10 protein-coding genes and 1 pseudogene are annotated in these 24,263 nt (G+C 63.5%); 5 read left to right on the top strand and 6 right to left on the bottom strand.

Translation table 11 applies throughout. The annotated features are described in order from the left end of the window. Nucleotides 1-12,366: pseudogene (locus JV551A3_RS23905) on the top strand (amino acid adenylation domain-containing protein); the annotation flags it as partial. A gap of 156 nt (nucleotides 12,367-12,522) precedes the next feature. On the opposite strand, the gene JV551A3_RS23900 reads toward JV551A3_RS23905, so the two are convergent. Together JV551A3_RS23900 and pvdO are read right to left on the bottom strand one after the other, a co-directional pair. Beyond that, nucleotides 12,523-15,003: a TonB-dependent siderophore receptor gene (locus tag JV551A3_RS23900; protein WP_133974650.1), complete on the bottom strand. Its 2,481-nt coding sequence runs from the start codon at nucleotides 15,001-15,003 to the stop codon at nucleotides 12,523-12,525. Between the two features lie 126 nt (nucleotides 15,004-15,129). Beyond that, nucleotides 15,130-15,990 (bottom strand): dihydropyoverdine dehydrogenase, encoded by an 861-nt coding sequence (gene pvdO, locus JV551A3_RS23895; RefSeq protein ID WP_177421358.1) that lies wholly within the window; start codon nucleotides 15,988-15,990, stop codon nucleotides 15,130-15,132. Nucleotides 15,991-16,275: 285 nt separating this feature from the next. Between pvdO and JV551A3_RS30775 the strand changes: the two genes are divergently transcribed. Further along, nucleotides 16,276-16,440, top strand: a complete 165-nt coding sequence (locus tag JV551A3_RS30775) for a hypothetical protein (protein ID WP_166674295.1) — start codon at nucleotides 16,276-16,278, stop codon at nucleotides 16,438-16,440. A gap of 116 nt (nucleotides 16,441-16,556) precedes the next feature. Continuing rightward, nucleotides 16,557-17,438 (top strand): DMT family transporter, encoded by an 882-nt coding sequence (locus JV551A3_RS23890; RefSeq protein WP_133974648.1) that lies wholly within the window; start codon nucleotides 16,557-16,559, stop codon nucleotides 17,436-17,438. Nucleotides 17,439-17,441: 3 nt separating this feature from the next. Here JV551A3_RS23890 and JV551A3_RS23885 read toward each other — a convergent pair whose 3' ends face one another. Together JV551A3_RS23885 and JV551A3_RS23880 are read right to left on the bottom strand one after the other, a co-directional pair. Beyond that, nucleotides 17,442-17,900, bottom strand: a complete 459-nt coding sequence (locus JV551A3_RS23885) for a DUF4265 domain-containing protein (protein WP_025340190.1) — start codon at nucleotides 17,898-17,900, stop codon at nucleotides 17,442-17,444. A 13-nt stretch (nucleotides 17,901-17,913) separates the two neighbouring features. Further along, nucleotides 17,914-18,789, bottom strand: a complete 876-nt coding sequence (locus tag JV551A3_RS23880; protein WP_133974646.1) for a DMT family transporter — start codon at nucleotides 18,787-18,789, stop codon at nucleotides 17,914-17,916. Between the two features lie 248 nt (nucleotides 18,790-19,037). On the opposite strand from JV551A3_RS23880, the gene aceK reads away from it, so the two are divergent. Further along, a complete protein-coding gene (aceK, locus tag JV551A3_RS23870; protein ID WP_133974642.1) occupies nucleotides 19,038-20,753 on the top strand; it encodes a bifunctional isocitrate dehydrogenase kinase/phosphatase in 1,716 nt (571 codons plus the stop codon). 129 nt (nucleotides 20,754-20,882) lie between these two features. Here aceK and JV551A3_RS23865 read toward each other — a convergent pair whose 3' ends face one another. After that, complete coding sequence (locus JV551A3_RS23865; protein ID WP_133974640.1) at nucleotides 20,883-21,743, bottom strand: DUF6279 family lipoprotein; 861 nt, start codon at nucleotides 21,741-21,743, stop codon at nucleotides 20,883-20,885. A 194-nt stretch (nucleotides 21,744-21,937) separates the two neighbouring features. Between JV551A3_RS23865 and JV551A3_RS23860 the strand changes: the two genes are divergently transcribed. Further along, entirely contained in the window at nucleotides 21,938-22,867 is a 930-nt protein-coding gene (locus JV551A3_RS23860) for a LysR substrate-binding domain-containing protein (RefSeq protein ID WP_133974638.1), read from the top strand. 51 nt (nucleotides 22,868-22,918) lie between these two features. On the opposite strand, the gene dddP is transcribed toward JV551A3_RS23860, so the two are convergent. After that, nucleotides 22,919-24,262: a dimethylsulfonioproprionate lyase DddP gene (gene dddP, locus JV551A3_RS23855; protein ID WP_133974636.1), complete on the bottom strand. Its 1,344-nt coding sequence runs from the start codon at nucleotides 24,260-24,262 to the stop codon at nucleotides 22,919-22,921. Between the last annotated feature and the right edge of the window lies 1 nt (nucleotide 24,263).

Genomic DNA, 24,263 nt, shown 5'->3' with positions numbered 1-24,263 from the left:
AGGCCAGCGTGGCCCAAGGTGTGGTGCTGGCCCAGGACGGCCCTGGCGGCAAGCAGTTGGTGGGGTATGTGGTGCCTGCCGACAGCACGCAAGACGAAGGCGCATTGCGCAACAGCCTGCGCGAGGCGCTCAAGGCCGGTTTGCCGGATTACATGGTGCCGGCACACCTGCTGTTCCTGAGCAAGCTGCCGTTGACCGCCAACGGCAAGCTGGACCGCCGTGCGCTGCCGCAGCCGGACGCCAGCCTGCTGCAAGCGGCCTACGTGGCCCCGCAGAGTGAACTGGAACAACAGATCGCGACGATCTGGGCCGATGTGCTGAAGCTGGAGCGGGTCGGCCTGGGCGACAACTTCTTCGAACTGGGTGGGCACTCCTTGCTCGCCGTCCAGGTGATCTCCCGGGTACGTCAGAGCCTGGGCGTGGAGCTGCAGTTGCGCGCGCTGTTCGAAACGTCGAGCCTGGCCGACTTCGCCAGGCTTGCAGCGCAAGGTGAGCAGGCTTGCTCTAGCGTCATTGGGCGGGTTTCCCGGGAGCACCCGCTGGCGCTTTCCTATGCCCAACAACGGCAGTGGTTCCTGTGGCAATGGGCACCGCACAGTGCCACCTACAATATTCCGGCAGCACTGAAGCTGACCGGGGCGCTGGATATCGCTGCCCTGCAGCAAGCCTTCGGCGCCTTGATCGAGCGTCACGAAACCCTGCGCACCACCTTCCGCCTGGACGGCGAGGAGGCGGTACAGATCATTCATGCCCAGGTGCCATTCGAGCTGGCCGTCGAGGAGCAGGGGCACGCCGATGAGGCCGCTGTGCGGGCCTGGGTCGAGACCGAAGCCGGGCAGCCGTTCGACCTGGAGCAGGGGCCGCTTCTGCGCGCCCGGCTGCTGCGCCTGGCGGCGGACCAGCACGTGCTGGTACTGACCCTGCACCATATCGTCGCTGACGGCTGGTCGATGCCGGTGATGGTCAATGAGCTGGTGCAGTTCTATCAAGGTTTCAGCCAGGGCCAGGTGCCGCAGTTGCCGGCCCTGCCGATCCAGTACGCGGACTTCGCCGTGTGGCAGCGCAACTGGATGGAAGCCGGCGAACAGGCACGACAACTGGCCTACTGGACCGAACAACTGGGTGATGAGCAACCGGTGCTGGAACTGCCGCTGGACCATCCGCGCCCGGCTGTACCGAGCCACCAAGGCGCGCGCTGGCCGATTGAGTTGGGCGATGAGCTGGCGGCCAACCTCAAGCGCGTCGCCCAGCAGCAGGGCGTGACACCATTCATGCTGCTGCTGGCCAGCTTCCAGACCTTGCTACATCGCTATTCGGGCCATTCCGACATCCGTGTTGGTGTGCCCACGGCCAACCGCAACCGGGTCGAGACCGAGCGCCTGATCGGCTTCTTCGTCAACACCCAGGTGCTGCGTGCTGAGTTCGATGTGCAGCTGACCTTCGGCGAGCTGCTGCAACAGATCAGGCAACGTGTCCTGGGCGCGCAGGCCCATCAGGACCTGCCGTTCGAGCAGTTGGTCGAGGCCTTGCAGCCTGAGCGCAACCTTGGGCACAACCCATTGTTCCAGGTGCTGTACAACCACCAGACCGAACTCAAGGGTAGCCAGCACCGCTTGCCGGGCCTGGAAATGTCCGGCCTGGACTGGAGCACGAATACAGCCAAGTTTGACCTGAGCCTGGACACCTACGAAGCCGGGCAGGGGATCGGTGCGGTACTGACCTATGCCACTGACCTGTTTGACGCCAGGACCATCGAGCGCATGGCGCGGCACTGGGTCAACTTGCTGGAAGCCATCGTGCGCCAACCTGGCCAGCGTATCAGCGAGCTGCCGTTGCTCGGCAAGGAAGAGCAGCAGGCCGTGCTGCATGACTGGAACCGCAACACCGTCGCCTTCCAGGATGAGCGCAGTATCCACGAGCTGATCGAGGCCCGAGTGGCCGCTGCCCCCGAGGCCCCGGCTGTCACTTTCGGCGAGCAGACCCTGAGCTATGGCGAGCTGAACCGCCGGGCCAACCGGCTGGCGCACAAGCTGATCGAGCGTGGCGTCGGCCCTGACGTGCTGGTGGGCATCGCCATGGAGCGAAGCCTGGAAATGGTGGTCGGCCTGCTGGGCATTCTCAAGGCCGGTGGCGCCTATGTGCCGCTGGACCCGGAGTACCCGGAAGACCGCCTCAGCTACATGTTCGCCGACAGTGGCATTGCCTTGCTGCTGACCCAATCGCACCTGCGCGAGGTGCTGCCAATTCCGGCCGCTATCGAGTGCCTGGAGCTGGATGAACAAACTCTGGTCGGCTACAGCGACGCTAACCCGAATATCGAAGTAGCCCCACAGAATCTGGCCTACGTGATCTACACCTCCGGCTCCACCGGCAAGCCCAAGGGCACGCTGCTGCCGCACCAGAACGTGGTCCGGCTGTTTGCGGCGACCCAAGACTGGTTCCGTTTCGATGCCAGCGATGTGTGGACGGTGTTCCACTCCTATGCCTTCGACTTCTCGGTATGGGAGCTGTTCGGCGCGCTGCTGTATGGCGGCCGGGCGGTGATGGTGGCCAAGGATGTGGCTCGTTCCACCGAGGACTTCCATGCGCTGCTGCAGCGCGAGCAGGTCACGGTGTTGAACCAGACGCCGTCGGCGTTCCGCCAGTTGATCCCGGTGGCCTGCGCGGCAGCGCGGCAGGGGCAGGGCCTGGCCTTGCGGCACGTGGTATTCGGCGGTGAAGCGCTGGACGTGAGCAGCCTCGCCCCTTGGTTCGAGGTGTTTGGCGACCAGCAGCCACGGCTGATCAACATGTACGGCATCACCGAGACCACGGTGCATGTGACCTACCGGCCGATCACCAAGGCCGACCTGGCCAGGGGTGCGAGCAGCCCGATCGGCGAGGTGATCCCGGACCTGTCGTGGTACCTGCTGGATGCCGCGCTGAACCCGGTTGCCCCGGGTAGCCACGGCGAACTGGTGATTGGCCAGGCCGGCCTGGCGCGGGGCTATCACGGGCGCCCGGGGCTGACCGCCGAGCGCTTCGTGCCGAACCCGTTCGACAGCCAGGGTGGCCGCCTGTACCGCTCGGGCGATTTGGCCCGCTACGGCGGCGCGGGAGTGGTGGAGTACCTGGGGCGGATCGACCATCAGGTGAAGATCCGAGGTTTTCGCATCGAGCTGGGCGAGATCGAGGCGCGACTGCAGGCGCAGGCCAGCGTGGCCCAAGGGGTGGTGCTGGCCCAGGACGGCCCTGGCGGCAAGCAGTTGGTGGGGTATGTGGTGCCTGCCGACAGCACGCAAGACGAAGGCGCATTACGCAACAGCCTGCGCGAGGCGCTCAAGGCCGGTTTGCCAGATTACATGGTGCCGGCCCACCTGCTGTTCCTGAGCAAGCTGCCGTTGACCGCCAACGGCAAGCTGGACCGCCGTGCATTGCCGCAACCGGATGCCAGCCAGTTGCAGCGCGACTACCTCGCACCGCAAAGCGAACTGGAGCAACGGATCGCGGCGATCTGGGCCGATGTGCTGAAGCTGGACCGGGTGGGCCTGGGCGACAACTTCTTCGAACTGGGCGGGCACTCCTTGCTGGCTACCCAGGTCATGGCGCGGCTACAGGTCGAGCTTGGCACGAGCCTGCCCCTGGCGTTGCTGTTCCAGGCGCAAACGCTGCAGGACTACGCAGCAATGATCAATGGCTTGAATACCCATAGCGATGCAGACCTGGATGAACTCCAGGACTTCATGAGCGAGCTTGAGGCAGTCTGAAATGCAAACGGATAACAGAAACATGGCCCTGGTGCAGCGCTTCATCGGCCTGCCGCTGCCACAGCGCAAACTCTTCCTCGAGAAACTGGCGGCGAAGGGCATGAGCCTGGCCCAGTTGCCGATCCCCGAGGTGCGCGGCGAGCATCCATTGCCGGCGCTTTCATACGCCCAGCAACGGCAGTGGTTCCTGTGGCAATGGGAGCCTGCCAGTGCCACCTACAACATCCCGGCTGCCTTGAAATTCAAGGGGGCTCTGGACACCACAGCTCTGCAACTGGCCTTCGAGGCCTTGATCGAGCGACATGAAACCCTGCGTACCACGTTCCGTCGCGACGGTGAGCAGGCGGTGCAGGTCATTCATGGCCAGCTGCCGTTCGACCTGCTCATCGAGGAGCAGGCGCACGCCGACGAGGCCGCTGTGCGGGCCTGGGTCGAGACCGAAGCGGGGAAACCGTTCGACCTGGAGCAGGGGCCGCTGCTGCGCGCCCGGCTGCTGCGCCTGGCGGCGGACCAGCATGTGCTGGTACTGACCCTGCACCATATCGTCGCCGACGGCTGGTCGATGCCGGTGATGGTCAATGAGCTGGTGCAGTTCTATCAAGGTTTCAGCCAGGGCCAGGTGCCGCAACTGCCGGCCCTGCCGATCCAGTATGCCGACTATGCCATCTGGCAGCGTAGCTGGATGGAAGCTGGCGAACAGGCACGGCAACTGGCTTACTGGACCGAACAATTGGGCGATGAGCAACCGGTGCTGGAGCTGCCGCTGGACCATCCGCGTCCGGCCATGCCGAGCCACAGAGGGGCACGGTTGCCGATCGTGCTGGGCGATGAGCTGGCCACCCACCTGAAACGGGTTGCCCAGCAGCAGGGCGTGACGCCGTTCATGCTGCTGCTGGCCAGCTTCCAGACCCTGCTGCATCGCTACTCGGGCCAGGCGGATATCCGCGTTGGGGTACCGATTGCCAACCGCAACCGGGTCGAGACCGAGCGCCTGATCGGCTTCTTCGTCAACACCCAGGTGCTGCGTGCCGAGTTCGATGTGCAGCTGACGTTCAGCGAGCTGCTGCAACAGGTCAAGCAACGTGCCCTGGGTGCCCAGGCCTACCAGGACCTGCCGTTCGAGCAGCTGGTCGATGCGCTGCAACCGGAGCGCAACCTTAGCCACAACCCGCTGTTCCAGGTGCTGTACAACCACCAGACCCAGGCCAAGGGCGAGCCCCGACGTATAGCAGGGCTGGAGATGGAGGAGTTGGCCTGGGACAACCACACCGCCAAGTTCGACCTGGCTCTGGACACCTCCGAGCATGAACAGGGCATCGGGGCTTCGTTGACCTACGCCACCGACCTGTTCGATGCCAGCACCATCGAGCGCATGGCGCGGCATTGGGTCAACCTGCTGGAAGCCATCGTGCGCCAACCGGGCCAGCGTATCAGCGAGCTGCCGTTGCTCGGCGAGAACGAGCAGCAAGCTGTGCTGCGTGACTGGAACCGCAACGCCGTCGCCTTCCCGGATGAGCGAACCATTCATGAACTGATCGAGGCCCGGGTGGCCGCGGCCCCTGAGGCCTCGGCGATCACCTTCGGCGAGCAGACCCTGAGCTATGGCGAACTGAATCGCCGGGCCAATCAGTTGGCGCACAAGCTGATCGAGCGTGGCGTCGGCCCTGACGTGCTGGTGGGCATCGCCATGGAGCGCAGCTTGGAGATGGTCATCGGCCTGCTGGGTATCCTCAAGGCCGGCGGTGCCTATGTGCCGCTGGACCCGGAATACCCGGAAGACCGCCTCAGCTACATGTTCGCCGACAGTGGCATTGCCTTGCTGCTGACCCAGTCGCACCTGCGCGAGGTGCTGCCAATTCCGGCCGCTATCGAGTGCCTGGAGCTGGATGAGCAGGTTCTGGCCAGCTACAGCGATGCCAATCCGAATATCGAAGTGGCCCCGCAGAACCTGGCCTACGTGATCTACACCTCCGGCTCCACCGGCAAGCCCAAGGGCACGCTGTTGCCGCACCAGAACGTGGTCCGGCTGTTCGCGGCGACGCAGGCGTGGTTCCGCTTCGATGCCAGTGACGTGTGGACGGTGTTCCACTCCTACGCCTTCGACTTCTCGGTATGGGAGCTGTTCGGCGCGCTGTTGTATGGCGGCCGGGCGGTGATGGTGGCCAAGGATGTGGCACGTTCCACCGAGGACTTCCATGCGCTGCTGCAGCGCGAGCAGGTCACGGTGCTGAACCAGACGCCGTCGGCGTTTCGCCAGTTGATCCCGGTGGCCTGCGCGGCAGCGCGGCAGGGGCAGGGCCTGGCCTTGCGGCATGTGGTGTTCGGCGGTGAAGCGCTGGACGTGAGCAGCCTCGCTCCCTGGTTCGAGGTATTCGGCGACCAGCAGCCACGGCTGATCAACATGTACGGCATCACCGAAACCACGGTGCACGTGACCTACCGGCCGATCACCAAGGCCGACCTGGCCAAGGGCGCGAGCAGCCCGATCGGCGAGGTGATTCCGGACCTGTCGTGGTACCTGCTCGATGCTGCGCTGAACCCGGTGGCCCCGGGCAGCCATGGCGAACTGGTGATTGGCCAGGCCGGCCTGGCGCGGGGCTATCACGGGCGCCCGGGGCTGACCGCCGAGCGCTTCGTGCCGAACCCGTTCGACAGCCAGGGTGGTCGCCTGTACCGCTCGGGCGACCTGGCCCGTTACGGCGGCGCGGGAGTGGTGGAGTACCTGGGACGGATCGACCATCAGGTGAAGATTCGAGGTTTTCGCATCGAGCTGGGTGAGATCGAGGCGCGGCTGCAGGCGCAGGCCAGCGTGGCCCAAGGGGTGGTGCTGGCCCAGGACGGCCCTGGCGGCAAGCAGCTGGTGGGTTATGTGGTACCTGCCGATGCGGCCGTGTTGGCCAGCACCGAGGCCCAAGCTGCCGAGCGTGAAGCGCTGCGTACTGCGCTGAAGGCGAGCCTGCCGGACTACATGGTGCCGGCCCACCTGCTGTTCCTGGCCAAGCTGCCGTTGACCGCCAACGGCAAGCTGGACCGCCGTGCATTGCCGCAGCCGGACGCCAGCCTGCTGCAAGCGGCCTACGTGGCCCCGCAGAGTGAACTGGAGCAACAGATCGCGGCGATCTGGGCCGATGTGCTGAAGCTGGAGCGGGTCGGCCTGGACGACAACTTCTTCGAACTGGGTGGCGACTCCATCGTTTCCCTGCAGGTCGTGGGCAAGGCCCGTCAGGCCGGCGTGCAGTTCACCCCCAAGCAATTGTTCCAGCATCAGACCGTACAAGGCCTGGCCACGGTGGCGCGGCGTGTTGTCGCAGGTGCGAGCGAACAAGGGCCGATCACGGGCAGCACACCGCTGACACCGATTCAGCACTGGTTCTTCGAGGCCGATATTGAACAGCGCGGGCACTGGAACCAGTCGGTTCTGCTGACACCCAGCGAACCCCTGCAGGCGAACCGCCTGCACGATGCGTTGCTGGCACTGGTCGCCCATCATGATGCACTGCGCCTGGGCTTCGAGCAGCAGGCGGGGGCCTGGCAAGCGGAATACAAGCCACAGCAACAGGCCCGGATACTCTGGGAGCATGCCTGCGCGGACGAGGAGGCGTTGGCCGTACTCGCTGACCAGGCCCAACGCAGCCTGGATCTGCAGCAAGGCTCGCTGGTCCGTGCGCTGCTGGCCAGCCTGCCCGATGGCAGCCAGCGTCTGCTGCTGGTCATTCATCACCTGGCGGTAGATGGTGTGTCGTGGCGCCTGTTGCTGGAGGACCTGCAACAGGCCTACCAGGCCCTGGGCAACCGGCAGCCGTTGCAATTGCCAGCCAAGACCAGCGCCTACAAGGCCTGGGCGCAGCAGTTGCAAGCCTATGCCCAAAGTGAGGCGCTGCAAGCGGAACTTGCCTACTGGCAAGCGCAGTTGCAGGGCACCAGCGACCATCTGCCGTGCGCCAATGCGCTGGGCGGCAACCAGCAGCAGCACGCAGCGTCGGTCAGTACGCGGCTGGGCCGCGAGGCCACGCGGCAGTTGTTGCACGATGCCCCGGCGGCCTATCGCACGCAGATCAATGACCTGCTGCTGACAGCCCTGGCTCGGGTGATCGCCCGCTGGACCGAGCAGCCACAGGTGCTGGTCAGGCTGGAGGGCCATGGCCGGGAAGACCTGTTCGATGACATTGACCTGAGCCGCACGGTGGGCTGGTTCACCAGCATGTACCCAGTGAAGTTGAGCCCGCTGGGGGGCATCGGCGAATCGATCAAGGCGGTCAAGGAGCAGCTGCGGGCCGTGCCGAACAAAGGCCTGGGCTATGGCGCGCTGAAGTACATGGGGCCGGCTGGTGCGCGTGAGGCCCTGGCTGCGTTGCCTCAGGGCGAGATCGTGTTCAACTACCTCGGGCAGTTCGACGGTAGCTTCGACGAGCAGTCGGGCTTGTTCGCACCCGCGCGGGAATACGGTGGTGCGGCCAAACCGGCCGATGCGCCTCTCGATAGCCAGATCGCCCTGAACGGCCAGGTATACGGCGGCGAGCTGAAACTTGTCTGGACCTTCAGTGCGCAGCGCTACGACACGGCGGTCATGCAACGGTTGGCAGATGACTATGCCGCAGAGCTTGGCGCGCTCATCGCTCATTGCTGCGAGCCTGGCAACCGTGGTGTAACGCCTTCGGACTTCCCACTGGCCGCGCTGAGCCAACAGCAACTGGATGACCTGCCGGCAGTTGCACGGCAGGTGGCCGATATCTACCCGCTGTCGCCGATGCAGCAGGGCATGCTGTTCCATTCGCTACAGGGGCCTGAAGGCGCGCTTTACATCAACCAGACTTCGGTGGAAGTCAAAGGCCTGGAAATCGAACGGTTCGTGGCAGCCTGGCAGCAGGTGATCGGCTGCCACGATATCCTGCGCAGTGCATTCTGGTCGGCGCCCCACTTGGCCGAGCCTTTGCAGCTTGTCTACCGCAAGGTCGAATTGCCGGTGGTCGTGCATGACTGGCGCGACCGCCCGGTAAGTGCGCAGATGCTGCAGGCGCGGGCCGAGGCCGACGCCGCACAAGGCCTGGACCTGAGTGTCGCGCCGTTGATGCGCCTGACCCTGGTGCGGCTGGACAACGAGCGTCTGCACCTGCTGTGGACCCGTCATCACATTCTGATGGACGGCTGGAGCACTTCGCGACTGCTCGGTGAGGTGTTGCAGACCTACCATGGTCACCCTGCACGAGCGCCGGCAGGGCGGTTTGGCGACTACATCCGCTGGCTTGCCGGGCAGCCCAAGGCGGCGCTGGAGCAGTTCTGGCGAGGCAAGCTGCAAGAGCTGGAAAGCCCTACCTGGCTGGCGGACAGCCTGGCGGCTCGCCCGTCGGCAGACCTGCAGGGGCATGCTGCGCTGTACCTGCGCTGGGATGCCTCGCGTACCCGGCAACTGCGCGAGCAGGCCCAGCGCCTGCGCATCACTGCCAACACCTTGATCCAAGCGACCTGGTTGCTGCTGCTGCAGCGCTACACTGGGCAAGCCACGGTGTGCTTCGGCGCCACCGTGGCCGGCCGGCCAGCCGGCTTGCCCGGCGCCGACGAAATGCTCGGGTTGTTCATCAACACCTTGCCGGTGGTGCAGACGCCTCAACCGCAGCAGCGGATTGTCGACTGGCTGCAGCAACTGCAGGCCTACAACCTGGAACTGCGGGACCATGAACATGCAGCCTTGGCCGATGTGCAGCGTTGGGCGGGGCAGGCCGGGCAAGCATTGTTCGACAGCATCGTGGTGTTCGAGAACTACCCGGTGGACGAACGCCTGCAGGAGGGCGGGGGTGGCTCGCTGCAGTTCGGTGAGGTGAGCAACCGCGATGTGACCAACTACGCCATGGACCTGGCGGTGCATCTGGGCGAGACGCTCTCGGTCGAGTTCCTCTACTTGCGCAACCGCTTCACGGAGCAAGCCACCGACAGCATTCGTGGCAGTTTCGAACGGCTGCTCGAGGGCATGCTCGACAACCCTGACGCCACCGTGGGCAGCCTGGACATGCTGACCCCGGCGCAAGCGCAGCAGGCCCAGGCTCGCAATGCCTTGCAGCCATGCGAGCGGGCCACGCCAAGGCTGGCCGAGCTGATTGCCCGGCATGCCCAGGCGCGGCCCGAGGCAATCGCGGTGGCCTGTGGCCAGCGACAGCTGACCTATGCCCAACTGGATGAGCGTGCCAACCGCCTGGCACACCACCTGATTGCCTTGGGGGCGCGCCCGGAGGTTACTGTCGGCATCGCCCTGGAACGCTCGGTGGAGGTGATCGTGGCATTCCTGGCAGTGATGAAAACCGGCGCCGCCTATGTGCCGCTTGATATCGACTACCCGCAGGATCGCTTGCAGTGGATTGTCGAGGATTCGGCCATGCACCTGCTGCTGACCAGCAGCGGCTTGCGCCAGCGTTTTGCCGGCGTGGAGCACTGCGTGGAGCTGGACCTTCTGGCTATCGCCAGCCTGCCGTCCGATGCCCCCCAGGTGCTGGTGCAGGACGCCAACCTGGCGTACCTGATCTACACCTCCGGCTCCACCGGCAAACCCAAGGGCGTGGCGGTCAGCCATGGGCAGATCGGCATGCACTGCCAGGCAATCGCCCGCCTTTACCAGATGGATGAAAGCACTCGCGAGCTGTTGTTCATGTCGTTCGCTTTCGACGGTGCCCAGGAGCGCTGGCTGTCGACCTTGTCGTCGGGCGGTTGCCTGGTGGTGCGCGGTAGCCAGCTGTGGACTGCCGAGCAAACCTGGCAGGTACTGCATGCCGAACGCATCGACATTGCCTGCTTCCCGCCGGCGTACCTGCAGCAACTGGCCGAGTTCGCCGAAACCCGGCAGGAGGCCGCACCGCCGGTGCATATCTATTGCTTTGGCGGTGACGCGGTGCCCGATGCACTGTTCGAGCTGGTCAAGCGGACCTTGCGCCCGCAGTTCCTGACCAATGGCTACGGGCCTACGGAAACGGTCGTGACCCCCCTGTTGTGGAAAGTATCGGCACAGCAGTCGTGCCAGGCGGTGTACGCGCCGATCGGTGAGCGGGTTGGCCAACGCACGCTGCATGTACTGGACCAGGGCCTGAACCCGGTGCCCGATGGCGTGGCCGGGGAGCTCTACATTGGTGGCGAGGGCGTGGCGCGCGGGTATCACCAGCGCCCGTCCCTGACCGCCGAGCGCTTTGTCGCCGACCCGTTTGCCCAGGGCGGGCGGCTGTACCGCACCGGTGACCGGGTGCGTCGTCGGGCCGATGGCGTGATTGACTTCATCGGCCGCCTGGACAACCAGTTGAAGGTTCGCGGTTTCCGCATCGAACCCGGGGAAATCGAAGCACGGCTGCGGAATCTTGCGGATGTGCGGGATGCCGTGGTGGTGGCCCGGGAGGGCGCTACCGGCAAGCAACTGGTGGCCTATCTGGTCACCAGCAATGGGGCGACTTCCGCCACACCTTTGCGTGATGCCTTGCGTGCCGACCTGCCGGACTACATGGTACCGACCCAGTGGGTAGTGCTGCCGGCGTTTCCACTCACGCCCAACGGCAAGATCGATCGCAATGCGCTGCCGGCCCCGGAGTTGGCCGGGCGACCGGCGCGGGTGGCTCCGCGTGATGACACGGAGAGGGCATTGGCGGCTATCTGGCAGGAAGTGCTGGAAGTGGATGAAGTCGGTGTCGATGACAACTTCTTCGAGCTGGGGGGCGATTCGCTGCGCGTGCTGAAGATGCTGTCGAAGGTACGAGCGCAGCCCGACCTGTCGATCGAGCTGAAACTGCGCGATGTCATGGCCAGGCCCACCATTGGCGAGCTTTCCGGCTATACCGATGCCAAAGTCGCCCTTGATCCGCTGCTGCTGCTCAACAGCCGGGTAGCCGGGGCCAGGCCTCTGTTCTGCCTGCATGCAGGCTTTGGCACGGTGTTCGACTACGAGCCGCTGGCGCGTCGACTGGAAGGGCATTGCAGCGTTTACGGCGTGCAATGCCGCATGCTGCTCGATCGCAACTGGCAGGATGATTCGTTGCAGGCCATGGCGATCGACTATGCCCAGTACATTCGCCAGAAGCAGCCCGAAGGGCCATACCAGCTTGCCGGCTGGTCGCTAGGCGGCACGCTGGCGGTGCTGGTGGCCCAGGAGCTGGAAGCCCAGGGCCAGCAAGTATCGTTGCTTGGCCTGGTCGACAGTTTCATCCCCACCGGTGCGCCGGCGACGCCGGCTGCGGACTGGAGTGCCGACCTTGGCAGCTTCCTGAGTGTGCTGCTGGGGCTGGCCAAGGAGCAGCTGGTGCTGCCGGCCGTTGCGCCGGGCAGTAGTGTGCCGGTGCTTGAGCGGCTGATCGAAGAGACACGCTCGGGGCTGCGGGCATCGTCGGCGTTCGCCAGTGTAGAAAGCGCCGAACTGGCCCACACCTTTGCCGTGGCGATGCAACTGAAGGCGTTGTCGGAGCGCTTGCCGGAATTGCCGACGACCCGTGCCGCTGCCTTGTGCTGGTGGGCTGGTGACCATGGCCAACGTTTCGCGGTTCACGGAAGCCGCGAGAACCACACGGTTGCAGCGGGTCACTATGACATCCTCAAGCATCGGGACGTGAACGAGGGGCTGGCGGCCAGGCTGGTGGCGGAGCCGGTCCCGGGCTGATCCGCCAAGCCGAGCTGAATGACCTGTGGGGCCCACCTTGAACCTGGGCCCCACAGGTTTTTTCATGTCGGCAGTGTCGTCACCAAGACAAAAAAAGCGGCGTCATCCTGTATGGATGACGCCGCCTCGATTACAACGCCACAGGTGGCTGTCGGCCTAGAAGTCGTAGCGCAGGCTCATGGTGGCATTACGCGGGTCACCGTAATGGCCAACACTGCCGCCGATACCCGAGTAGTACTTCTCGTCGAAGATGTTGTTCAGGTTCAGGGTGGCGGCCAGATGGTCTGTGACCTGATAGCGCGCCATCAGGCTGGCAACGGTGTAGTCATCCTGGGTGGCCCGGGCTTTGAGGTTGGTGTAGTAGAGCGACATGCTGGAGTTCCAGGACACCCCGCCACCCACGGTCAGCCTGTTCCAGTCACCCTGGAAGCGGTAGGTGTTCCAGAAGCGGAAAGTGTCCATGGAGTACTGCGTCAGCTGGCGCTCGCCCTCGGCGTCTTCCGTGCGGGCATGGCTGTAGCTGGTCATGACTTGCCAACCAGGCAGTACTTCGCCCGAAAGCTCCAGGTCGATACCTTTGGTCTCTGTGCCCTTTGCTGCCTTGTAGGCTTGCTCGCCTCCCGAGCCATCCTCGTTTACCGTGCCGTTCACCAGCACACCGTTGTCCACTACTGCCAGGTTGTCGCGCTTGACCAGGAACAGTGCCGTGCTGGCATTCAGACGACCGTCGTAGAATGCCCCTTTCCAGCCCACTTCATAGTTGGCGCCTACGACTGGGCCGATGACCGAACCGTTGCTATCGCGGCTTGATTGTGGTTTGAAGATATCGGTATAGCTGGCGTACACCGATTGCTCAGGGGTCAGGTCATAGGTAATGCCCGCGTACGGTGTTACTTCACCCCGCTCGTGCATCTTGACGTCCGGCGATCCGAATGAGGTAGGCCAGTAGTAATAGTCGTAGTCATAGTCGGAGGTGCGCGCGCCTACGATTACATTGAGGTCATCCATCAGGTTGAACTTGAATGCCGCATAGGTGCCGCGCTGGCTGCTCTTGATGTTGAGAATTTCCCCAAGTGCGCCAGTCTCGGTTGGCCGAGGCAGGTAGTTGTCCCAGTCATAGAAGTTGACGGTTGTGCTGCCAACGTCATAACCGGTGTGATCGTTCTTGTAATCCTGATAGTTGAAGCCGGTGATGAACTCGTGAGTGCGCCCGAACAGGGAAAATGGCCCCTGCAGGGTCAGGTCCACGCCGCGTTGAGTCTGATCGGCTTCGGCATTGTAGCGCAGCATTCTCGCGGCGCCGGTTGCTTCATCAATCCATGCTCGGTTCGTCGTGGTCTGGTATGAGCCGTTGTAGTTATCGCGATTGGAATCCATGTAGTTCGCGGCCAGCTTGATTTGCCAGTCATTGGCGAAAGTGTGCTCGGCGGCCATGAAATAGTTGGTGGTTTCCAGCTCGTCGTACATCCAGCGGGCACCGGAACTGGTCGAGCGGGAGAAGTTGGTCTGCTTGCCGTTGGTGAACAACAGCGGCACACCCGGTGAACCGGTGGCTTTGAACTTCTGGTAATCGACGCCGAAACGTACCAGGGTGGCGTCGTTCAGGTCCGCTTCGAGAACGCCGTAGAGGATGTCCTTGTCTTCCTTGTACCAGTCGCGAAAGCTGCCGCTTTTCTGCTTGGCCGCCACCATGCGCCCGCGCAGGTTGCCGCCCTCGGTCAAGGGGCCGGAAACATCGACTTCGCTGCGGTAGGAGTCCCAGGAGCCGACAGTGCCCTGAATATGCGACTGGAATTCGCGTGTCGGGCGTTTGCGAATGAGGTTGACCACACCGCCGGGTTCACCGGCGCCGGTCATCAGGCCGGTGGCGCCGCGGACGATTTCGACGCGGTCGTAAATGGTCATGTCCAGCAACGTGCTGGGCATGTTGCGGGTCTGGTTTTCCTGGGTGGTGGTCACGCCGTCAAGCTGGTAGGTGTTGATGGCACTGCCGCGGGAATAGATGTTGTAGCGCAGGCCACCGTCCTGGGACATGGTGATGCCCGGTGTCTGGTTAAGCACCTGGGTCACGCTGTTGAGCTGCTGGTCGTCCATGCGCTGGCGGGTGATCACGCTGATCGACTGGGGCGTTTCGCGTATCGACAGGTTCATCTTGGTGGCAGTGTTGGTGACACCGGTGGTGTAGGAGCCCGTGCCTTCGGTGGTGGCACCAAGGCCCACGCTATTGACGTTGGTTGCCGAAAGCTCGACCTGGCCGGCCTGTGCGCTCGAACTGGCCGTTACCGTCACGGTGTTGCCATCGATCTGGTAACGCAGCCCGGTGCCTTGCAGCAGTGTCCGCAGCGAAGACTGCAGGTCATGCCGGCCCTTGAGGGCCGTGGAGCGCAGCCCATTGATGTCCTCCGGGCTGTACAGCAACTGGGTATCGGTCTGCTTGGCCAGTGCCTGCAACGCCGAGTTCATCGACTGCGCGGGAATGTCCAGGGTCCACTCCTGTGCCTGCACCTGGGCAACCATCGCAGCGGATATCGCCAGGCCCAGGCCGATGCGTGTGAACGCGCGCTGGGGGCGAAGGGAATGACGGATCAGTAATGCTTTGGCAAGCGGGTTGAGCGGGCCGGGGAGGGACTTGGACATCTATTGCGGTCTCGTTGGCAGAGGGTTTTTTTCTATGTCAGCTATAGGACGCAGCACCTGTGAAAAACCGGAACGATTCTTATTGGCGATTTTTTTGCCCGGTGCTGCGTTAACCGCGTCACAACTTCAAAGTTCGCGTGCTACGCGAAAGCCGAGGAAGTCACCGCGGGTGGTCTTGAGGCGGTCGTTGCGGTTGGCCGAGCGGGAGAAGATCGGCGGCTCGCCCCAGTCATTGCCGCGCATGTGCGCGCGGATGCACTTGGGGTCCTGGATCCAGGCGCTGCCGTCGGTGGGGGCGCCTTCGTAGCTGTCGTGGTAGCAGTCGGCGACCCATTCGTAGACGTTGCCGTGCATGTCGTACATGCCGAAGGCATTGGGCGGGTAGCTGCCCACCGGGGCGGTGAAGGCATGACCGTCCTTGGGGCCATAGGTGTTGGCGTGCTTGCTGATCTCGTACTTGCCCGGTTCGTCGAAGGGGAAGGGGAACGGGCCGCTGGAGCCGCCACGGGCGGCATATTCGCGTTCGGCTTCGCTGACCATGCGGTAGGGTTTGCCGGTGATTTTCGCCAGCCATCGGGTGTAGGCCTGCACTTCGTCGTAGTCGACACATACCGCCGGCTGGCGGGGGCCTTGCTTGTAGCTGGGCTTGCTGGCTTCGCACCAGCGGCCAGGGCGGTCGTCGCCGCTCTTGATGACGGTGCCGGTGGCCTTGATGTAGGCGTCCAGTTCGCCGGCGGTGACTTGGTAGCGGCTCATGGCGAAGGGCTTGGCGAAGGTCACGGTGTGCAGCGGGCCCTCGTCGGGCTGTCGGCCGACTTCGTCGTCGGGGGCGCCCATCACGTAGCTGCCGGCGGGCAGCACGACCATCTCGGGGCAGTTCTTGCAGTCTTTGAACACGTCGCCGGGCTTGGCGGCGTGGGCGTAGGCGCTGACCAGCAGCAGGCAGGTGACCTGGGCTGGCCGGTAGAGCCAGGCGGATACGTTCATCGGTGGTCCTCGAAACGGGTGAATGCGGGCTGCGTTTCGCATTCAGACGAATCGGGGTGGTGAGAAATTAACCAACATCCAAGGTGGCGCGGTCTTTTTGTGGGAGCGGCCTTGTGTCGCGAAAGGGGCGCGCAGCGGCCCCACACTCTCAGCTTCGCCGCAGATATTGCTGGGGCCGCTCTGCGGCCCTTTCGCGACACAAGGCCGCTCCCACAAAAGCTGTTTGCAAGGCATGGGGCACCGGGCTATAGTCGAGCCCACTGTTCTCTTCCCGAAGACCTGTTCATGCCAGCCAGCCCATCCACCACCAGCTTTGCCATCGCGCCAGTCGCGGGCATGGTCGTGCGTGGCTGCCAGCAGCCGGCGATGATCAGTCACTATCCACCACCACCTGTCAGTGGCGTCGTAGGCGGCGTAGCTCCGCCTGCTTGCGTGGTCGTGCTGGGCTGATCGGCTTCTGGCCGCATCCCTTCGCACACGCAACCTACTGAACCCGGTCGGCGACTTCCCACGCTGAAGCGCACGCCGTCCGTCTGGCTTATTCGCCTTGAATCAGGTGGCAATACATGTCTGTCTTTAGCAAAGCATCCGTGGCCTCGGCGGCCACTACCAGCCTGTTCGTCCTGCTGTGGAGCAGCGGGGCGATCGTTTCCAAACTTGGCCTGGCACACGCCAGCCCGTTCGCCTTCCTGCTGTTGCGCTCGGCGCTGGCCCTGGCCGGCCTGCTGTTGATCGGCCCGTTGCTGGGGCTACGCTGGCCACGCAGTCGCGGGGCCATCCTGCGAGCCCTGGGTACCGGCTGTGTGCTGCTCGGCGCCTATCAGATCTTCTATCTGCTGGCGCTCGATACCCATGTCACCCCCGGTGTCATGGCCACGGTGATGGGGGTACAACCGATCCTGACCGTGGTGCTGATGGAGCGCCAGCGCTCCTGGAGCCGCTTGTTCGGCCTGGGGTTGGGGCTTGGCGGGTTGATCATGGTGGTCTACCAGGGCATCAACCTGGGCGGGGTGTCGCTGGCGGGGATGCTGTTCGCCTTGCTGGCGCTGGTCAGCATGACCTTCGGCTCGATCCTGCAGAAGCGCATCACCGACAACCCCATGGGCACGCTGCCACTGCAGTACCTGGCCGGCTTTGCCATGTGTGCGCTGTTCGCGCCGCTGCAGCCGCTGCATGTGGAGTGGACTGGCGGTTTTGTCGGCGCGCTGCTGTGGATGGGGCTGGTGGTCTCGTTGCTGGCGACCCTGCTGCTGTACCGGCTGATCGCCAAGGGTAACCTGGTCAATGTCACCAGCCTGTTCTACCTGGTGCCGGCAGTGACCGCAGTGATGGACCTGCTGATCTTCGGTAACCGCCTGGCGCCGCTCAGCCTGCTGGGCATGGGGCTGATCGTGGTGGGCCTGCTGTTCGTGTTTCGCAAGCCCGCCGCGCGTCTGGCCGAGGCGTAGGCCCTAGCGAAATTCTTCGGGGATGGCGTGGCGCAGTACGCCTTCCTCGAAGTCCAGCAGGCCGGCTTCGCGCTGGGTGAGCAGGTAGTAGAGCAGGGTGTCGAGCGAGCGCTGCGGCGGGACCTCGACCGCCAGCATCTTCACCGCCTGCTCGGTTTCGCAGTTGCAGCCGAAGTCGTGCAGGGCCGCGCGTACCTGGTCCAGGGTTTCCGGGGGCTTGACGATAACCCGGAACACCGAGCTGCCACTGCTGTGGCGCAGTTCGGCGAACCAGGTTTCGCCGGCTTCCTCACGGGTGCCGATCACGTCGCCCGGGGCGATGCCGTAGACATGGAAGGGAATGTTGTCGACGGCATAGCCGCCTTCCACTGCCTTGGCCCACAAGCCCTCGACCGAGGCGGGCGGGTAGCCGTTTTCGTCCTGCTCCAGGCGGAACAGCACCTTCTTGTACGCGTCGTTCATCCTGTACCCCGCTTCAGCTGCGTGCCGGGCGCAGCACCAGCCACAATGCCAGGCCAATCAGCAGGCCGCCGTACAGGTGCGCCATCGACAGCGGTTCGTCCAGCAGCCACGCCCCCCACAATACGCCGAATACCGGGATCAGGAAGGTCACGGTGCTGGCTTTGACCGGGCCGATCTCCTCCAGCAGGCGGAAGTACAGGATGTAGGCGAACGCTGTGCACAGCAGGCCCAGGCCCAGCAGCGACAGCCACACTTGCCAGCCACCCCAGCTGGCAGGCGGCTGGCTCAGCGCGCTCCAGGCGAACAGCGGGCTCAGCATCAGGGTGGCGCCGAGCATGCTGCCCAGTGCCGACAGACGGCTGTCCAGGCCGCTGACCCAGCGGCGGGCGAGGAAGCCGGCAAAGCCGTAGCAGGTGGTGGCCGCCAGGCAGGCAAGTGCGCCTTGCAGCAGGGCCAGGTCCAGGGCCACCGGGCCGGCACCGCTGAGGATGCCGACGCCGAACAGGCCCAGGAAGATGCCGCAGAGCTTGGCCAGGGTCATTGGTTCGCGGAAGAACAGCACGCCGACCAGCACGCCCATCAACGGCGTGGTGGCGTTGAAGATTGCCGAGTAGCCGGCAGGCAGTACCTGGGCGGCCACGGAGTAGAACGTGGCGGGGATGCCGGAGTTGATCATGCCCAGCACCAGGCAGGCGCCGAGCTTGCCCTGGAAATCCCAGCGCACGCGGGCGGCGGCGAGCAGTGCAACCAGGCCCAGGCAGGCGATGGACACACGGAAGAACGCCGTCGGCACCGTACCCAGTTCGGGGGCGATGACGCGCATGAACAGGAAGCTCGCCCCCCAGACGGCGGCAAGGGTCAGCAGGCGGGCTAGGGCGATGGGGCTCACAAACGTCTCCGGAGGCGGGGCAGGGGCGCGAGTGTACGCCAGGGGGCCGAGGGATTCTTGTGCTTTCTTGCGGTGTAAACCTGTGCCGGCCTCTTCGCGGGTAAACCCGCTCCCACAGGTTCTGTGCAATGCTCGGCCCTGTGGTAATCCTGTGGGAGCGGGTTTACCCGCGAAGAGGCCGGCACAGGCTCCGCAACAACCAAGAGGCGACTAAGCTCTGTAACTCAACACCGCACCGAGGTCTTCGCATGCCCCAGCCCTGGCCCGCTATCGAAATCGCCCGGATGATCCTCGCCGGCTTCGACGACTACCGCGACCACTTCCAGCGCATCACCCTCGGTGCCCGCCAGCGCTTCGAGCGGGCGCGCTGGCAGGATATCCAGCGTGCTTCCGCCGCCCGCATCAATCTCTATGAAGAAAAGGTCGCCGAGGTCAACGGCTGGCTGCGCCAGGGTTTTGCCGAGGATGTGCTGCTGGATGTGGAGCAATGGCCTTTGGTGAAGAACGCCTATATCCACCTGATCGACCCACGGCTGGACGACGAGCTGTCCGAGACCTGGTACAACTCGCTGTTCTGCAGCCTGTTCAGCCATGACCTGATCAGCGACGGCTGCATGTTCATCCACACCACCCGGCCCTCCATGCGCGGCCGCGAGCGCGCCGCGCAGACCCGTACCTATCGGCCGGACGGCGGGCTCAAGGGCCTGCTGCGCGCGGTGTTCACCGATTACCCGTTCGATGTGCCATACGGCGACTTGGAGGGCGACCTGACGCGCCTGCAAGAGCAATTGCGCGAGTGCCTGCCGGACTGGGTGTGCAAGGACCCAGCGCTGGCGCTGGAGCTGTTCGTGCCGGTGCTGTACCGCAACAAGGGTGCCTACCTTGTAGGCCGGCTGTTCAACAGCGATGAACAGTGGCCGCTGGTCATCCCGCTGCTGCATCGCGAAGGGCACGGTATCGAGGCCGATGCGCTGATCACCGACGAGGCCGAGGTGTCGATCATCTTTTCCTTCACCCGCTCGTACTTCATGGTCGATGTGCCGGTGCCGGCGGAATTCGTCAATTTCCTCAAGCGCATCTTGCCGGGCAAGCACGTAGCCGAACTGTATACCTCCATCGGTTTCTACAAGCACGGCAAGTCGGAGTTCTACCGGGCGCTGATCAACCACCTGGCCAGCAGCGACGACCGCTTCGTCATGGCGCCCGGGGTGCGTGGCATGGTCATGAGCGTGTTCACCCTGCCGGGTTTCAACACCGTGTTCAAGATCATCAAGGACCGCTTTTCTCCGTCGAAGACGGTCGACCGTGCCACAGTGATCGACAAGTACCGGCTGGTGAAGAGCGTCGACCGCGTCGGGCGCATGGCCGATACCCAGGAGTTCGCCGATTTTCGCTTCCCGCGCAGCAAGTTCGAGCCGGAATGCCTGGCCGAACTGCTGGAGGTGGCGCCATCGACCGTGGCATTGGAAGGTGACACGGTGCTGATCCGCCACTGCTGGACCGAGCGGCGCATGACGCCGCTGAACCTGTATCTGGAGCACGCCAGCGAGGGCCAGGTGCTGGAGGCGCTGGAGGATTACGGCCTGGCCATCAAGCAGCTGGCGGCGGCGAATATCTTCCCTGGCGACATGTTGCTGAAGAACTTTGGCGTTACCCGCCATGGCCGGGTGGTGTTCTATGACTATGACGAGATCAGCTTTTTGACCGAGGTGAACTTCCGCCATATTCCGCCGCCACGTTACCCGGAGGACGAGATGTCGGGTGAGCCGTGGTACTCGATCGGCCCGCATGACGTGTTCCCCGAGGAGTTCCCGCCGTTCCTGTTTGCCGATATCGGCCAGCGGCGGTTGTTCAGCCGCTTGCATGGGGAGTTGTACGATGCGGATTACTGGAAGGGGCTGCAGGCGGCGATTCGTGAAGGGAAGGTGATCGATGTGTTTCCGTATCGGCGCAAGGGGCGGTGAATTTGCTTTATCAGGCCCGGCCTCTTCGCGGGTAAACCCGCTCCCACAGGGACTCCACTGGTTTCAAATCCTGTGCCGTACCTGTGGGAGCGGGCAAGCCCGCGAAGAGGCCGGCCATGCTTTCCCCAGTTAACCTTTCAAACACTTCAACTCACTGAAATCAGTCCGGACCTTGCTCAACTTTTCCTGCAGAAACAGCCGCTGCTGCGGGGTACTCTGCTGCACCAGGTCGACCAGCAAGCTGCGCGCCTGCTGCTCGGTATTCTGATACGCCGCCCGGTACTCCGGCGTCCACAAACTCTCCTTGCGCTGCAACAACGTCGCCAGGCGCGGCTCGAAGCTGGCGTCGTTGCGCTGGTTCATCGCCAGCAGCAATTGCTGCTGCCAGTGCGCGCGGTTGGCGATCCATTCGCGGTTCTGGTCGCCCAGCGCCTGGGACCAGGCCTGCACGCGTTGCTTCTGCACCGCGGTCAGCTCGCCGAACCACGGGGTCAGGCGTTTCTCCATGCGTTCGGTACGGCGGGCGATCTGCTGGGCCAACGGCGTATCCACATACTTTTTCTGCCGTTCGCTTATGTCCTCGCGGAATGCCTCGCGCATCTCCGCCACCTGGGCATCGCTCATGCCGCGCAGCAACTCGGTGGCCGACGGGGTGATTTCCTCGGCTACCCGGCCAATCGCCTCGCGGGCTTCGCGAGTACGCTGTTGCAGGGCCTGGTCGGTCACCTGGTCGTCGGCGACCATGCCGCGTATCCGGTCCAGCCAGTCGAGGTAGCCGGGCAATTGGGTCTTGCAGTGCCAGGCCAGGTGCTCGCGCAGGCGGTCGTCAAGCAGGGCCTTCTGCTCGCTGTTCATGGCCAGGTAGTCGTCCAGCGACCACGGCACCAGGCGGTCGAGGTTGCGGTAGGCCAGGTCGATGCGGCTGCAGGCGGCCAGGGCCAGGGCGAAGCCGATGGCGATGAGCAGGGCTTTGAACAGGCGTAGCGGCATGTGCTGTTCCTTGCAGAGGCTGGCCAGACGGTAGACGCGACGAGGGGCTGACGGTTCCACCGCATCAGCGGTCGGGCGACGCGCTGGCTTTGAGTCTAGCGGCGTAGCCGTTGTCGGCGCTGTTCACCACGTAGATTTTCTGCCAATGTTTGCTGAGGCTCTGGCCAGAGCGTCGCATCATTTCAGGACGGTGGATGAGAACATCAGAGAAAGGCAACCTTCAGAACGGTTATCGACGGATCATTCCTTCGATGACCGCGCTTCTGGAGTTCGAAGCGGTTGCCCGTCACAGCAGTTTTACCCTCGCCGCGCGGGAGCTAGGAGTAACCCAGGCGGCAGTGAGCAAGCAGATCCGGCAGCTTGAAGAAAACATCGGCGTTCAGCTGTTCCAGCGCTTTCATCGTGGCGTTAGCCTGACCAATGAAGGGCAGACGTTGTTTGCCGTAATGTCTGAGTCGCTTCAGAAGGTCGCAGCAGTATTCGATCGCCTGACAGAGGGAAGTGCCGAGCAGCAACTGGTACTGAGCACGACCGCGACTTTTTCTCAGCTCAGAGTGATGCCGCGATTAAGCACGCTCCAAGCCGCCTTGCCCCACATTCGCTTGCGCCTGGCCACACAGATGTTCACCGGCGACCTGCGCGATCATGACATCGATCTTCTGGTGCGTTACGGCAATGGTAAATGGGCGGATGGCACGGCCCTGCATCTGTTCGACGAAGAAGTGTTTCCAGTGTGTTCGCCGGCTTGGCTGGCGCGCAACCAGGCGCCCGACTCGTTGGAGGCGCTATACGGCGCTGACCTGCTGGATGCCGATGCCACCACCGAGGGTTGGATGACATGGCCAACCTGGTTCCGAGCGTTGGGAGGGCACCCTCCAAAGCTTGATTACCGTCTGCGCTGTCACCTGTATACCGATACCATTCAAGCAGCGCTGCACGGACATGGTGTAGCACTGGGTTGGGGGCGGATGCTTGATCATCTGCTCGAATCAGGTGACCTGGTACGTTTGTCAGACCTGGTGATAAAACCACAGGAAGCCTACTACCTGGTGGTGCCCCACGGGCGCGACACCACGGCCATGGTGCTCAGTCTTGCAGAGTGGTTACGATCGTCTCCAGGGTGAATCATGCGAAGGGGCTCTGCGAACGAGTCGCAGAGCCGAAGAACGCTTTCGTCAACGCTCGAGAAAACTTGCATCGAATGGATAATGGGTGAGCAGCTCATAGCCGGTTTCAGTGACCAGAAACTGGTTTTCCAACTTGATGCCGTCACGTCCGCCGACTTCTCCGACATACGCCTCGACGCACAGCGCCATCCCGGGCTCCAGCACGCCTTCGTAACCGTAGGAATGCAGATCTTCGGGATAGCGGATGCAGGGATATTCGTCACACAGCCCCACGCCATGGAACATGACACCGTAGCGTTGCGCTCGGCATGATTCAGGGAGCCGGTGGCCCTTGTCGGTGAGTTCAGTGAAGCGCACGCCAGGCCTGATCATTTCGATGTTGTGGGTGATATGTTCGTGAGCTATGCGGTACAGCCGTTTCTGTTCAGCAGTGGGCTCCAGGCCACCACAGATCCAGCTACGGGACATATCGACACACATGCCATAAACACCGATCAAGTCGGTGTCGAAAGACAACAGATCACCATTGCTCAGAACGCGCGGCCCGGACTCCTGGAACCAAGGGTTCGTGCGTGGCCCAGAGCTTAAAATCCGAGTCTCGATCCATTCGCCGCCACGGCGGATATTGCCGGCATGCAATACTGCCCATACATCGTTTTCTGTCATGCCTTCGCGTAATGCCTGGTGCATCTCCGAGACGGCTGCTTCACAGGAAGCGACCGCGCAACGCATTGCCTTGATTTCATCGGGCCCCTTGATCGCCCGAGCGAACTCGGCAACTTCCTGACCACTGAAGAGTTCGATGCCAAGCGCATCCAATGCCCGCACACCCGCCAATTCGATGCGGTCAACAGCGAGGCGTCGGTTTGCCCCTGCGTGTTGTCTCAGGATGTCGTCGACCTGCAAGGCAAAGCGTCGAGCATGCTCGTCTGTGCGATCGCCTGTCTCGAAGTAGAAAAAAGAGGCTCCGCTGCGCAGTTCGCTGATGAGCGGCAAATGCGCGCTCAGGTGATCACAGCCATGGAAGTCCCAGAGCACAACGTGCCCGCTCGCTGCAATGAAACATGCTCGAGCGGGGTTGTGGGTGGTCCACAGTTGCATGTTTGTCGTATCAGTGGCGTATCGAATATTCAGAGGATCGAATAGCAGGATGCCGCCCAGGTCACGTGCGATCAATTGCGCACGAATACGCTCCAGCCGATACGCTCGCATCGTTGGCAGATGGGGCGCTTGCAAGCCCAGCGCATTCCATTCCGCAAAAGCAAGTGGCGTAGGGCCGATTTCCGTCCGGTCGTTGTCATCGATCGAGCCGTCAGCCTTGAATGCCGAGTTACGCTGGCGTGCAGGATCAATGCGTCGATGCTCAGGGTTGATTGAAAAGGGTGCCGACATT

This window comes from Pseudomonas inefficax (assembly GCF_900277125.1).
Classification (GTDB): domain Bacteria; phylum Pseudomonadota; class Gammaproteobacteria; order Pseudomonadales; family Pseudomonadaceae; genus Aquipseudomonas; species Aquipseudomonas inefficax.
The sequence above is the reverse complement of the archived record's forward strand: the minus strand, read 5'-3'. Positions and strand labels throughout refer to the sequence as shown.